Origin of the sequence: Klebsiella sp. KE9456 (assembly GCF_043832615.1) — a bacterium.
GTDB classification, from domain to species: domain Bacteria; phylum Pseudomonadota; class Gammaproteobacteria; order Enterobacterales; family Enterobacteriaceae; genus Klebsiella; species Klebsiella indica.
This window is the reverse complement of the sequence record NZ_JBDYQK010000004.1, coordinates 68,993-82,208: the sequence shown is the minus strand read 5'-3', so window position 1 is coordinate 82,208 and position 13,216 is coordinate 68,993. Positions and strand designations below refer to the sequence as shown.

Here is a 13,216-nt window from a genome sequence, read left to right as displayed (position 1 = left end):
AAAGGTGTATAGCAGTGTCCGGAAAATAAGGTTATTGCGCCAGCAATTCCTCAGTGGTACGTTCCACCAGGCTTAGCAGAACCTTTATGTCATCTAACGTGACGAGGGGGTTCAGCAGCGTCAGTTTCAGGCAGGTCACGCCTTTGTGCTCGGTCACGCCAACGTTGGCGCGACCAGTCGCCAGCAGCGCATCGCCAACACGCTGGTTGAGCAGGCCGATGGTCATATCATCGCTGCCCGCCATCTGGTGAGGGCGAGAACGGAACAGCACGCTCGCCAGCTGCGGCTGCATCACCAGTTCCAGCGACGGCTGAGTTTCGACATATTCCGCCACGTTCAGCGCCATGGTCACGCCGTGATCGATGATCTCCGCGTACTGCTTCCGGCCCAGTGCTTCCAGGCCCATCCATAGCTTCAGCGCATCGAAGCGACGGGTGGTTTGCAGCGATTTAGACACCAGGTTCGGTACGCCGTGCTCTTCATCGAATTCGGAGTTCAGATACGCGGCCTGATAGCGCATCAGCTCGTAGTGACGGGCTTCTTTTAACAGAAACGCGCCACAGCTGATGGTCTGGAAGAACTGTTTGTGGAAATCCAGGGTGATGGAATCCACTAACTCAATACCATCCAGACGGTCGCGATACTTTTCAGACATCAGCAGCGCGCCGCCCCAGGCAGCATCAACGTGCAGCCAGATCTGGTGTTCGGCGGCGATTGCAGCAATGGCCCGCAGCGGGTCAATTGCCCCCGCATCGGTGGTGCCTGCGGTGGCGACAATCGCCATGATCTGTTCGCCGTTGGCCTGCGCCTGCGCGATCTTCGCTTGCAGGTCCGCTATGTCCATCCGGGCGAACTCATCGGTTTTCACCAGCGTCACGGAACGGTAGCCGAGGCCCATCAACGCCATATTTTTCTGCACCGAGAAGTGGGCGTTTTCTGAACACAGCACTTTGTACTGACGGATATCGCCCGGCAGCCCCTCCTGCTGGATCGAATGACCCTGGCGGGCGAAGAAGGCATCACGCGCCAGCATCAGCCCCATCATATTGCTCTGAGTGCCGCCGCTGGTGAACACGCCCGCATCGCCAGCGCCGTAGCCGACCTGGGCGCGTAGCCACTCAATCAGCTTAATTTCGATAAGGGTCGCTGACGGACTTTGATCCCAGGAGTCCATGCTCTGGTTGGTGGCGTTAATCAGCACTTCCGCCGCCTGGCTAATCACCAGGCTCGGGCAGTGAAGATGCGCCACGCAATGCGGGTGATGTACCGACAGGCTGTCTTTGAGGAAAAACTCGATCGCCCGGTCAATTGCCGCCTGGTTGCCGAGCCCTTGTTCATTGAAATCAAGGTGGATGCGCTGACGTAATTCGTCAACGCTTTTCCCCTGATACATCTCAGGCTGCTGCAGCCACTGCGCTACCGCCTGGCTGCTCTGGGCGATCGCCTGCTGGTAGGCGTCAATGCTCTGCGTGGTACCGGCAAGAACTGGATTCAATTTTGACATTGCGGTCATTCGCTCCACTCAGACCGGTTTTACGCCGGCGCCCAGCAGGGCCTGTTCAAATTTATCGAAGAAGATCTCCAGCTCCGCGTTACTGATCAGCAGGGATGGCAGCAGACGCAGTACGCAGCCGTTACGACCGCCGCGCTCAAGGATCAGACCCGCTTCAAAGCACTTCTTCTGCAACAGCGCAGAGAGTTCGCCATCCGCCGGGTAGCTACCCAGATGGTCCGGCGCTTCGTTCGGTTTAACGATTTCAATACCGATCATCAGACCCAGACCGCGCACGTGGCCGATAACCGGGTAACGTTTCTGCATTTCCGCCAGTTTGCCTTTCAGCCACTCGCCCTGGGCGGCGACTTTATCGGCGATATGGTTGTCTTTCAGATAGCGCAGGGTGGTCAGGCCGGTCGCCATCGCCAGCTGGTTACCGCGGAAAGTCCCAGTGTGGTGACCCGGTTCCCAGGCATCGAACGGCTTTTTAATACCGAGAACGGCCAGCGGCAGACCGCCGCCAACGGCTTTTGACATCACGATGATGTCCGGCTCAATGCCTGCATGTTCAAAGGCGAAGAATTTACCGGTACGGGCAAAGCCTGCCTGAACTTCATCGATGATCAACAGGATGCCGTGTTCCTGAGTCACTTTACGGATGCGCTGCAGCCACTCGACCGGCGCCGGGTTCACGCCGCCTTCCCCCTGAACGGCTTCCAGGATCACCGCCGCCGGTTTACGCACGCCGCTTTCCACGTCGTTGATCAGGTTTTCGAAGTAGTAGGCCAGTGCTTTTACGCCCGCATCGCCGCCGATACCCAGCGGGCAGCGATACTGATGCGGATAAGGCATAAACTGCACTTCCGGCATCATGCCGTTCACCGCCGCTTTCGGCGACAGATTACCGGTGACGGACAGCGCGCCGTGGGTCATCCCATGGTAGCCGCCGGAGAAGCTGATTACGGAAGAACGACCGGTGTATTTTTTCGCCAGTTTCAGCGCCGCTTCCACGGCGTCAGCGCCGGACGGGCCAGTGAACTGCAGGCAGTATTCTTTGCCTTCGCCCGGTAACAGAGAGAGCAGGTATTCAGAGAAGCGATCTTTTAACGGTGTTGTCAGATCGAGGGTATGTAACGGCAAGCCGCTGGTAATGACACTTTGGATGCTTTGTAACACATCAGGATGGTTGTGGCCGAGAGCCAGAGTACCGGCGCCGGCAAGGCAATCCAGATACTGCTTGTTATCCGCATCGGTCAGCCAGACGCCTTCCGCTTTAGTAATCGCCAACGGCAGTTTGCGCGGGTAGCTCCTGACATTCGACTCGAATTCAGCCTGACGGGCCAAAAAGGTATCGTTGTTTGCATCTAATAAATCTGCGCCTAAAGTATCAATACGGACTTTATCCGTCATCATATCACTCCCACAACCCGTGTTTCGCTTGAACGCGGGTTGAATAAAATGGTGTAAAAAATTGAATTGCCATGCATAAGGCGCGCACAATATATGGCTTTTTAAATTTGCATTCAACGTTTTATTTATTAAGGTATTTTTTCATTATTCTTACTTTAACGGATAGACCTTTAATTTATTGATATTGTTATTAATTATTAAATAGCCCAAGGCCTTTTAAATTGTCATTTTTAGTTAAAAATAACGTACTTTTATTACCGCGATGCTGCCCTTGCCGGTGGAACGATTCCGCCAGCAAGGCCATGACTCAATGCAGTTCAACCGCATAATTTGTCAGCGGGGTAATTTTTTTAACTAACTTGTTGGTGTATAAAAACTGTTCATAGGCTTCATAGCGCGGTTTATTCAGCGCCGCCGGATTGACGGCAAACAGGGGGAGGGTTTTCAGCCAGGCCTGCTTGTTCAGTTCGGTGTTAAGTTCAGGATGCGCGTCGGCAAAGGCCAGCCAGGTCTGCTGAGGATGGGCGCGCAGATAAGTGACCCCTTTTTGCAATGCGGCAAGGAATTTCTTGATTTTCGGGGCGTTGACCTCGTCACGGTTGGCGACGATCACCAGTTCATCGTAGGCCGGTACGCCATAATCCTCGACGTTCATCACAACGGGATCTTTCCCCTGCAGCTTCAGCTCCAGCGCTTCTATATTACGATAGCCGCCAATGACCGCATCGACCTGGCCGGCTAGCAGGGCGCTGGTTAACTGGAAGTTAACATTGACCAGTTTGATACTTTTGGGGTCGATATGCGCATACTGCGCCATGGTTGCCAGCGTCGCCTGTTCAATACCGCTAACCGAATAGCCAACTTTCTTGCCTTGCAGGTCGGCCGGGGTTTTGATGTCTTTATCCAGGGTAATTACCGTGTTTAACGGTGAATTAATCAGCGTACCGACGCGCACCAGAGGCAGCCCTTCATCAGCAAAAAAATGCACCTGCGGCTGATAGGTGATCGCCAGATCGGCCTGATGAGCGGCCACCAGTCGCGGCGGTAACGCCGGGTCCGATGGCGGCACAATGGTGACGTCCAGTCCGGCTTCTTTAAAGGCGCCAATCTGTTCGGCCACCATGATCGGCGCGTGATCCGGGTTGATATACCAGTCCAGCACAAGGGTGAGTTTCTCGTTGGCCAGCGCCTGGCCGCAGAGCAGCGCGGTGAGGGTTATTGCGGCGGGTACAGATTTACGCATGGTTACTCCTTATATAAAAGCGTCATTATTCCGGCGCCCAGTTAATCAGCCGGTGTAGAAAAGCATCCACTGTCAGCCATAACAGGACCGTCAGCAGCACTAAAATAAACAGCGCCGCAAAACAGATATCCGTCTGCAGACGCGCGTTGGCATTGAGCATCACGTAGCCCAGGCCTTCGGCTGAGCCGACCCATTCGCCGATAATCGCCCCGATGGGGGCGACGGCCGCGGCCATTCTCAGGCCGGAGGCAAGAGCCGGAAGGGCCGCCATCATGCGCACATGGCGCAACTGCGCGCCAAAAGATGCCCCCATGGTGCGCGCCAGATCGAGATAGTCGTGGTTGACCCGCCGTAACCCGTCAAAAAATGCCGAGGTCACGGGGAAGAAAATCACCAGCACCGCCATCATCACTTTGGCGCTTATGCCGAAGCCAAACCACAGTACGAGTAGCGGGGCGAGGGCAAAGACCGGGATCGCCTGACTGGTCAGCACCAGCGGCATTAGCCAACGTTGAATACGCGGCGAGACGATCATACATAGCGCCAGCGCGACGCCGAGCAGCACGCCAGCCGTGAGACCGCAGAGGATCTCGCTCAGGGTGATCAGCGTATGCCAGCCCAGGTAACCCCGGTTGAACCACAACGCGCTGGCCACCGCTGATGGTGAAGGAAGCAAAAAGGCCGGAATTCCGCTACGGCTCGCCAGCCACCAGAGCAACAGCAGGCCGCAGAACACCACGCCGCCGCGCAACAGTTTAGCGTTCATCCGTTGGCCCTTATTAGCTGTTGCAGCAGCTCCGCCTGGCTGGTTAATACCTGCGGATCGTCACAGGCTCGGGGCGGCATGCCGGATAAGCGGTGCGTATCGTCAATTCCTCCGGCAGCGGGCGAGAGTACCAGCAGGCGATGGCTGAGTCGGCAGGCTTCCATCGGATCGTGGGTGATAAGCATCACGGTACGGTTCACTAACAATTCGGCGGCCAGGGTTTGAATTCGCGTGCGGGTAAGGGTATCGAGCGCTGAAAAGGGCTCGTCCATCAATACAATGGGGCGATCTTCATAGAGGGTGCGCGCCAGGGCCGCCCGCTGGCGCATTCCCCCCGACAGAGAGGATGGCCGGTCGCTGGCGCAGTGTTCGAGACCCACCCGCCTTAACAGCGTGGTGACGCGCGTGTCATCAATGGGTTCGCCGCGAAGACGCGCGCCGAGGGAGACATTGTCACGCACGCTTAGCCAGGGATAGAGCAGATCCTTTTGCCCCATCCAGGCCAGACGTTTTGCCATCGGCTGGCCATCGCTGGCGCGAACATGACCCGCCGTCGCCTGCTCCAGTCCGGCGATAATGCGCAGCAGGCTGGTTTTCCCCACGCCGCTGGCCCCCAGCAGAGACACCCACTGACCGCCAGGAATATCAAATGAGAGGTTGTCGAAGATCTGCCGGGCGTGAAAACGTAAGCTGAGGTTGCGCACCTCGATACCCGGCGCTATCACGTTGCGCACTCCGTGACGGCATTGAGTCCCATTTGCCAGAAGCTGGCCTCCAGCCGCGTGGCGGTGGTGAAGATGCGGCTGAGTTCAGCAAATCGGGCTTCGCCGCCACGTTGTTGCCACACGGTTTCCAGCAGATTAATAGCCGAATTAACCCCGCGCAGATAGCCCTCATCGCCATAGTTACGGATCCAGGACGCATAGGGGTTGGTGGTGAGGTTAGTGGCGGGATCGTGCAGTAAGCCGAGGCCGATTTCGGCGTATCCGGCAACGCAAGGCATCAGCGCCGTCAACAGATCCAGCGTATCGCCGGCGTGACCGATATCCAGTACGTAACGGGTGTAGTTGACGGTTTCCACGGCTTCAGGTGTGGCCGCCATTGTCGCCTCATCCAGACCCCATCCTGTGCAGTAGTCTACATGTAGCGGGAGCTCGTCAAGAATGGCGTTCATCGACGCGGCGGCGGCGCGCATTTCTGGCAACGTCTGCAGTTTACTCACCAGCAGCGCATAGCTCCGGGCAAAGTGGATCAGAAACAGATAATCCTGAGTCAGGTAACGGCGAAAAGCGATTTCGGGCAGGGTGCCTGCAGCGAGTTGCCGGAGAAAGGGGTGAGCGACATAGTGCTGCCAGTCAGCGTTGGCCTGCTGACGCAGACGACCATAAATACCCTGGGTGAACGCGGGAAGAATCACTGGACCTCCTGATAACGGGGAGATCCGGGCGTGCTGTCAGAAGTGTGAACAGGCAGTGGCGCAAAACTGGCGAAAATGCCGACCCGTCCCTTCGCTGGCATGACCCAGATCAGGTTCAAAGGGTTCGGCTCGCGCCATCTCAGTCCTTACAGGACACCCCTCGGTTGGCCCTTGTTATACGATATTCGCTTTTTGATTACAATCCTGTGATGTGACAAGATTAGGTGACGTTGTCACCTTTTTTCAGGCCCGGTAAAGCCCGTGAATGAACCGGCTGCGCCAGGCCCGGTCAGCACAGTGCTGCCGGGCGAGCACGCACAGGGGGATCATTAGCGAAATTCAACCCAGCGGGCGCCGTCATCCGCTGAACGTACGCAGTTTTCCACCCAATGCACGCCGAGCGCACCGGCTTTGGCGTCCGGATACCAGAAATTATCCAACAGGGCGCGGTCATTACGATCGGTGGCGTCCATCGCGATGGCGAAACGGCGGTACAAATTCGACCATGCTTCAAATAAGCCTTCGGGGTGACCGCCGCCAATGCGATCGTCCTGTAAAGCCAACGGGTCGAGATAGGACATCCCGCGTTCGAGAATACGCACCGGCTCGCCCTGAATTTCATAACGCAGCTGATTGGGTTGCTCATCCCACCACTCCAGGCTCGCTTTCTCACCGACGATACGCACTTTCTGACCGTGCATCGAGCCGCAGTTTACCGCTGAACACCACATTGAACCGATAGCGCCGTTGTCGTACTCCATCAGCACATAGGCGTTATCCTCCAGCGGCGCACGGGTTTTGACAAAGCTCTGGCGAGAGCACATCAGACGCGTGATGGCGAGTTTTGGCGCCATGGTTTCCGCCAGAAACAGCGGGTGAGTGGCTAAGTCACCTAATACATAGCTGGGCCCGACAAATTTCGGATCCACCCGCCAGCGCGTGCTCGGGTTTTCCAGCTCTACCGGCTGCGCGTGGAAACCATGTGCGAACTGCATATTGATGATGCGGATCTCGCCCAGCAATCCCTGCTCAATCATTTGTCGCGCCTGCAAAATCATCTGATGACCGGCGTAGCCGTAAGTCACGCCAATGATTTTGCGTTGTTTTTCGCTAAGCGCTACCAGCGCATCCGCTTCTTCGGCGGTAAAGCACAGCGGTTTTTCACAAACCACATGCAATCCGGCCTCCAGCGCCGCACGGCAAATGGCGTAGTGGGTGTTGTTCGGCGTGGCGATGGAGACCGCTTCGATACCGTCTTCCCGCGTCGCTTCTTCACGAAACAGGGTTTCGTAATCGGCATAGCAGCGTCCGGCTTCCACGCCCAGTTGCTGACCGAATTCACGCCCACGCTCGGCATCAATATCAAATGCGCCCGCTAACAGAGTAAAAGCGCCGTCGCGCAGCGCCGCAGAACGGTGAATATAGCCGATCTGGCTGCTTCCACCGCCGCCAACCATGCCCCAGCGTAACGATCTGCCTACGGGTTTTGTTCCATTAATCATTCTCTTCTCTCCAGATTAAAAGCCAACGGAACGCAGGTAGCGCAGGCTTTCCGTGACGGCCTGTAAGCTGCCTTCAACATTGCGCGGATCGCGCTCTTGCTCAATGGTTATCCAGCCCTGATAGCCGCGTTTTTCCAGAAACGCATGTACCGCCGGATAATCAATTGCGCCGCTGCCAAGCGGGCACATCACCCCTTCAGCGCAGGCGGAGAAGAAGTCGATGCCACGGGAAATCACGCTTTCAAACACGTTCGGATCAACATCTTTAAAGTGCAGGTAGTCAAGGCGGTCAAAATGACGATCCAGCCAGCTGACGGGATCCATTCCTGAGTAATAAAGATGGCCGGTATCGAGACACAGACCAGCGATGTCGTGGGGGATTTGCGTCGCCAGCAGGTCAATCTCATCGGCAAATTCGATACAGCCGCCCGCATGGGGATGAATGACCGGACGGACGCCGTACTCCTGCCATGCCAGTTTGCTGATGATGACAATATGGTTAATCATCTGCTGCCAGTCGGCAGGAGACAGTCGCGGCGCCAGCTCGCTACGCCCGGCATATTGCGCTCGCTGGGGATTACCGAAATCAATGATCACCAGGTAAGGAGGCTGGAAAGGATTACCCGCTGTTTTTTCCGCAACGGGGACCTGCGATAAATTACGGCAAATGTTATGCGTCAGTTCGACGATATTCGGGAAGTTCTCTTCGCTGACCAGATCATCAAAGATCGTCCCGGCAACCAGAGATAACCCTTGTTTATTCAGCGCTGCGCTGAGTTCACTGGCCTGGGTTGGCAGATAGCTCCAGGGCCCTAATTCAATACTTTCATAGCCCGCGGTGGCGGCTTCCTGCAGCACTTTCTTGAAAGGCGGCAGATAAGGATTTTTGGGATCATCGACGCCCCAGCTACACGGCGCGTTGGCAATATGTATGGTCATGACGGATTCCTTTTCAGTGTGCGATGAAAGCGGCATCAGTATTGAATGAATATTTCAAATTCAACAACATCGAATTTTTATTTTTTTGATGTTATTCAAGGTTTATTTTGATGTTCTATTTGATGGTTTTTTATCAAAATGAGGCAGGAGAAGGCGCGCCGAGGAAATGCCCGCGCCATGGCGATCAGAGATTTTCTTTGGTGAGGAGGTCGAACGGCTGCAGGGCGTTGATAAAGGTTGCCTGTGACTGACCGCTGGCCTGGAGAAATGCGTTTATGGTTGCGTCTGCGAGTGCGGGCAGGCGGTGCGTGATCATCAGATCGATAGTGCCATCAATTAACGCCAGTTCGCCATTTTCCACCGGGCCGTGACAAATCAGCATCACCTGATGCTGGCGCTGATGCGCCTGTAGCGCGTCAATAATCCCCTCAACGCCGCCGCAAGGGGCGTAAATCGCCGTCAGGGAAGGGTAATCTCGCAACATGGCATCCGTTACCTGCCGGGCTATATCCGCACGTTCATAGCTGCGTACCGGTTCCAGCACCCGCTCGCCTTTTCCGTGTTCGCGCAGATATGAACGAAAGCTAATTTCGCAACTCTCCTGACAGATAAACCGATTATCACCGATGATGATGCCAATTTCTCCTTCATGGCGACAAAGCCTGTCGATCGCCCAACCGGCGGTGCGGCCCGCTTTTTGATTATCCAGACCGATATAGCCAGTGCGTTGCGCCACAGCCATGTCAGAGAGCAGGGTAAAAACGCGAACGCCTTTATCAATGGCCTGGGTAATCGCGTGGCGGATCAGCGGGTTGTCCAGCGCGACAATGCCGATCACATCCACTTCATCGCTCAGACGGTCGATGGCGGCCACCATGTCATCGATGGCGTTAATATCGTAATGCAGAAAAACGGGAGGCTGCGTCGGGTTATGCCAGGGCATGGCCGCCTGCTCAAGCATCTGCGCCAGTTGATGATAAAATGAGTGTGATTGCTGAAGCAGAATAAACCCCATTCGCAGCGTTACCGCTGACTGACCGCCAGCCTGCCGATAGCGCGATTGTTCCAGCGCGAATCCCAGCCGACGGGCGGCTTCAAGCACTTTACGTTCGGTACTTGCTTTGACGGGGGTACGTTTATTGAGCACCCGGTCAACGGTGGCAATGCCGACTTTGGCATCCCTGGCTATATCTGTCATGGTGACTTTTTTCGCTGACATTGATATTCCCCTCAGAAAATAATGATAAAAATCTATCATTATTTCTTTCGGTAAAAAAGCCCGCAGTCCTGGGTTTAAACAACGCCATCGGACAGTACATCAGACTATGCATATTAGGGGCGTCATTTATCCGGCAACGTTGTTTGTAACCGCTGAGAACAAAAGGTAAACCACCAGTGGTTGCAGATTGCTGACAAAGTGCGTTTTTCCGGAATTGCCCGGCGGCGCTTCGCTTGCGCGGGCCTACGAAAAACCCATAACATGATGATATTATTGGTTTTACATGCCAGGTAAAGCGATAGCCGCCACCCGGCAGAAATGCGAGCACAATATCTAAATCAGGTTTGTCATCAGCCTCACCAGTGGTTGCGGCGTTGTTCCTGACTTTTCATCTGTACGGGCATATTTCGCCATGTCTGTCATCGTGATTTCACGGTTCGATATCTTGTCGGTACAGATGGCCTTTCCCGGTTCTGGCTCGCAACCATAGCTCTTCATCAGTCAACGATGTCTGAATCAGTTCAATGGGCACGCCGGCATCATTAATTATTGCGACGAAATAATCATCGATGGGTTCATAAGGCCCAAGCAGTATCTCCTCATCTTTTAGGGCATCGGCAAGACAATCTACTTTAAATGCAACGTGTGGGACCGTTTTGATTAAAGGATGTAACGGAGAGTCGTCCGTAAAACGGTGCCATTGCACCCGGAAGCGCCCGGGATTATCCGTGGTGTACATGCCTGCTTTTTCGCTGAAAATACCCTCTTCCTTACCATCCTGCACGGGAATGCCGAAGTGGTGAAACTCGTATTTCACATTCGCTTTCATCTGTTTTGATTGCCTTATTTAATTGCTTGTCCCTTCGGGGGGCTAAATGGCAAGTGATGCGACCCAGGTTGAACAGGCTCAAAGTATAGCGTCAGGCCAGCTATCTTAAAGACGATGTCTGAGGATGGCAATCTGCCCGCTGTACCCGTCATACCCGGTTCCAATGTACGTCAACAACAATTCGGCTCCATACGGGGCCGCATTTTCGCTACAGATGGCATTGCGCAGTCTGCCTGTATGTGACCATTAATGTTTTTGATCAAAACGGTAAACGAGGGCTAAAGCGAGTAACAAGATAAATATGGGAGGCGCGAGAACCACTGCAGGGACATTAAGGGAAAAAAGCAGCCCCAGGTTGAGCACGATCTGATAGGTAATATAGGTGAGCAGGCCCACGATCGCGCCAATAGCTAATCGACTGCCCAGTCCGGGCGCGCGCGGAATGGTAAAAGTAAACGGAATGGCCAACAGAATCATGGACAGAACCAAAATGGGCTGCCCCAGTTTTTTCCATAGCGCGAGACGATATTCGGTGCTCGGCTGCCCTGAATCGTGCAGATAATCAATATAGTGATCCAGTTGCCGGATGGAAAAACTGCCGGGCGGCAGAATGAGCTCATTCAGACGAGCGCCGGAAAAGAGTGAATGCCAGAGCAGGCTGTCGCGCCTTTGAACGGTCTCTCTGTTATCTTGCCAGTTTTTTTGCATCACGTTGTGCAGCAGCCAGATGCCATTGGCCGCGGTGCTGGCCTTTTCCGCGTAAATATAGGACTCAAGCGAGCGATCGGCTTGATAATGAAAGATTTCAATACCCACCGGTTGGCCATTTTTATCAAGGGACTTCACGGTCACAAATTCGTTACCTCGTCGTGCCCATAGCGCGTTGACGGAAGCGTCGTCATCATTCGATTGTGCCAGAGTGCTGTTTTTCATCTGTAGGGCTCGTTGTTGTAGCGGCGATGCCACCCATTCATCGACAGCGCCTAACGAGACATTTATCAACAGCCCGGCGGAGAGCATCACCAGCGCAATGTTGAAGATCGACATACCGGCAGCGCGGATCGCCGTCAATTCCAGACTTTTGGCAAGCTGCCCCAGCCCGACGATCCCCCCGAGCAGCGCGATAAAGGGCCCCAAATCCACAAGAGTGCGGGGCAGCGTCATGACGGTCACATACAGCGCCTGGGTCCAGCGATAACCGTCAGGCGTGACGTCCTCAAGTTCATTGATCAACGTAAAGGTGGTAAACAGCGGGAGAAGCAGGCCAGCTGCGGCGGCGAACCCGATGAACACGTTACTGATCAGATAGCGGCTAAAAATCGTCATCGGGATATTTTCCACGGCAGGGATACATCGCGCGCGAGCAGCGCGCCCATACCGAGCGCCATCACCAGCGGAACCAGCCAGATGCCGGGGACCACCGGCAGGCTACCGTTAGCCACCAGTGTGCGACAAATGTTCCCGCCGTAGAAAATCACGGTAAACATGAGGGTGAGGGGAAGCAGCGTGGCGTAGCGGCCTTGTCGTGGTCTGGTGCGGCTCAAAGGGATCGCCAGCAGTACCATCAGCACTGTTATCAGCCCGCGGCTCTCCCGCCATTGCAGTTCCGCCGTGTCGGCCGGATCGACGGAGTGCGCCAATGCGATCAGGGAGGCAGATTTATGCCTGAACTCAGGATCGGGGATGAGCGGCTTCAGCGCAATATCGTAGCTGACGTAATTCTGCGCATTGTCATCGCGCCCCTGGCGATCCAGTACATAGGCGGAGCCCGTTTTCAGCCGAACGACGGGGTTACCGGGGGAGGCGTCGATCACCTCAACCGAGTGCGCACGGTACAGGTGCGTATGACTGGCGGAGCGCAGGTATATCAGGGCTTCAGTCAGACGGCTGGCTGTTTTGTCAATCTCGCTGGCGAGGATCATGCGGCCATTGCCGCTAACGTTGAATTTGTTAGCCTGCAAATGGCTGACATCCAGCATCGATTGTGACTCTTGCTGCAGCTGATAAATATTGGCGTAAGCCCAGGGGCGACCATACATTGAGAGCAGCGTGACCCCTGTCGCCAGCGGAATGGCAAGTATCAGAATCGCTTTGTACAGCCGTAGCGGACTGGCGCCTGATGCCTGCATGGCGGTAATTTCCGCATCGCTGTAGAGCTGGCTCAGCGCGACCGCCACGGAGACGTACAGGGCCACGGGCAGTATCATCTCTAATGCAATCAATGTCTTATAAAAAACCACATCGGCGACGACCCGCAGCGCCAGGGTACCATTGGCGGCATCGGTAAGATAGCGCTGGGCGGAGTAACTGGCAAACATGAAGATGAGAAAACCGGCGATCATTATCACCAGTCGACGAACCTCAACCATGATGTAACGTTCAATCAGCGACATGCG

General features: G+C 55.2%; 12 protein-coding genes and 1 riboswitch. All 12 genes read right to left on the bottom strand.

Translation table 11 applies throughout. The features are described 5' to 3' along the window. Nucleotides 1–31: 31 nt before the first annotated feature. On the bottom strand, nt 32–1,513 hold the full coding sequence (locus ABK821_RS05400; RefSeq protein WP_171034919.1) for an aspartate aminotransferase family protein: 1,482 nt from the start codon (nt 1,511–1,513) through the stop codon (nt 32–34). 9 nt (nt 1,514–1,522) lie between these two features. Then, nucleotides 1,523–2,908, bottom strand: a complete 1,386-nt coding sequence (locus ABK821_RS05395; protein ID WP_138362356.1) for a diaminobutyrate--2-oxoglutarate transaminase — start codon at nt 2,906–2,908, stop codon at nt 1,523–1,525. A gap of 304 nt (nt 2,909–3,212) precedes the next feature. After that, a complete protein-coding gene (locus ABK821_RS05390; protein ID WP_142501979.1) occupies nt 3,213–4,148 on the bottom strand; it encodes an ABC transporter substrate-binding protein in 936 nt (311 codons plus the stop codon). Between the two features lie 25 nt (nt 4,149–4,173). Next, on the bottom strand, nt 4,174–4,914 hold the full coding sequence (locus ABK821_RS05385; RefSeq protein ID WP_142501978.1) for an ABC transporter permease: 741 nt from the start codon (nt 4,912–4,914) through the stop codon (nt 4,174–4,176). After that, entirely contained in the window at nt 4,911–5,639 is a 729-nt protein-coding gene (locus tag ABK821_RS05380) for an ABC transporter ATP-binding protein (RefSeq protein ID WP_185929239.1), read from the bottom strand. Before ABK821_RS05380 ends, ABK821_RS05385 begins: the two co-directional genes overlap by 4 nt. Beyond that, nucleotides 5,636–6,331, bottom strand: coding sequence for a TenA family protein (locus ABK821_RS05375; RefSeq protein WP_138362353.1), 696 nt, complete (start codon nt 6,329–6,331; stop codon nt 5,636–5,638). Before ABK821_RS05375 ends, ABK821_RS05380 begins: the two co-directional genes overlap by 4 nt. Before the next feature lie 69 nt (nt 6,332–6,400). After that, nucleotides 6,401–6,502: riboswitch (TPP riboswitch) on the bottom strand. A gap of 158 nt (nt 6,503–6,660) precedes the next feature. After that, nucleotides 6,661–7,833: a Gfo/Idh/MocA family protein gene (locus tag ABK821_RS05370; RefSeq protein ID WP_142501976.1), complete on the bottom strand. Its 1,173-nt coding sequence runs from the start codon at nt 7,831–7,833 to the stop codon at nt 6,661–6,663. A 15-nt stretch (nt 7,834–7,848) separates the two neighbouring features. Further along, nucleotides 7,849–8,772 (bottom strand): TIM barrel protein, encoded by a 924-nt coding sequence (locus ABK821_RS05365; protein ID WP_343178891.1) that lies wholly within the window; start codon nt 8,770–8,772, stop codon nt 7,849–7,851. Nucleotides 8,773–8,956: 184 nt separating this feature from the next. Further along, complete coding sequence (locus tag ABK821_RS05360) at nt 8,957–9,991, bottom strand: LacI family DNA-binding transcriptional regulator (RefSeq protein WP_138362350.1); 1,035 nt, start codon at nt 9,989–9,991, stop codon at nt 8,957–8,959. A gap of 430 nt (nt 9,992–10,421) precedes the next feature. After that, complete coding sequence (locus ABK821_RS05355) at nt 10,422–10,820, bottom strand: hypothetical protein (RefSeq protein WP_138362349.1); 399 nt, start codon at nt 10,818–10,820, stop codon at nt 10,422–10,424. Between the two features lie 246 nt (nt 10,821–11,066). Further along, nucleotides 11,067–12,146: an LPS export ABC transporter permease LptG gene (lptG, locus tag ABK821_RS05350; protein ID WP_142501975.1), complete on the bottom strand. Its 1,080-nt coding sequence runs from the start codon at nt 12,144–12,146 to the stop codon at nt 11,067–11,069. Next, nucleotides 12,143–13,213, bottom strand: coding sequence for an LPS export ABC transporter permease LptF (gene lptF, locus ABK821_RS05345; RefSeq protein WP_308562973.1), 1,071 nt, complete (start codon nt 13,211–13,213; stop codon nt 12,143–12,145). The genes lptG and lptF overlap by 4 nt, the downstream gene beginning before the upstream one ends. Between the last annotated feature and the right edge of the window lie 3 nt (nt 13,214–13,216).

What these genes read in the sequence shown, in the direction of transcription:
- ABK821_RS05400 (WP_171034919.1), bottom strand. Translation starts at nt 1,513, where the DNA reads ATGACCGCAATGTCAAAATTGAATCCAGTTCTTGCCGGTACCACGCAG.
- ABK821_RS05365 (WP_343178891.1), bottom strand. Translation starts at nt 8,772, where the DNA reads ATGACCATACATATTGCCAACGCGCCGTGTAGCTGGGGCGTCGATGAT.
- ABK821_RS05385 (WP_142501978.1), bottom strand. Translation starts at nt 4,914, where the DNA reads ATGAACGCTAAACTGTTGCGCGGCGGCGTGGTGTTCTGCGGCCTGCTG.
- ABK821_RS05360 (WP_138362350.1), bottom strand. Translation starts at nt 9,991, where the DNA reads ATGTCAGCGAAAAAAGTCACCATGACAGATATAGCCAGGGATGCCAAA.
- ABK821_RS05390 (WP_142501979.1), bottom strand. Translation starts at nt 4,148, where the DNA reads ATGCGTAAATCTGTACCCGCCGCAATAACCCTCACCGCGCTGCTCTGC.
- ABK821_RS05370 (WP_142501976.1), bottom strand. Translation starts at nt 7,833, where the DNA reads ATGATTAATGGAACAAAACCCGTAGGCAGATCGTTACGCTGGGGCATG.
- lptF (WP_308562973.1), bottom strand. Translation starts at nt 13,213, where the DNA reads ATGTCGCTGATTGAACGTTACATCATGGTTGAGGTTCGTCGACTGGTG.
- ABK821_RS05395 (WP_138362356.1), bottom strand. Translation starts at nt 2,908, where the DNA reads ATGATGACGGATAAAGTCCGTATTGATACTTTAGGCGCAGATTTATTA.
- lptG (WP_142501975.1), bottom strand. Translation starts at nt 12,146, where the DNA reads ATGACGATTTTTAGCCGCTATCTGATCAGTAACGTGTTCATCGGGTTC.
- ABK821_RS05355 (WP_138362349.1), bottom strand. Translation starts at nt 10,820, where the DNA reads ATGAAAGCGAATGTGAAATACGAGTTTCACCACTTCGGCATTCCCGTG.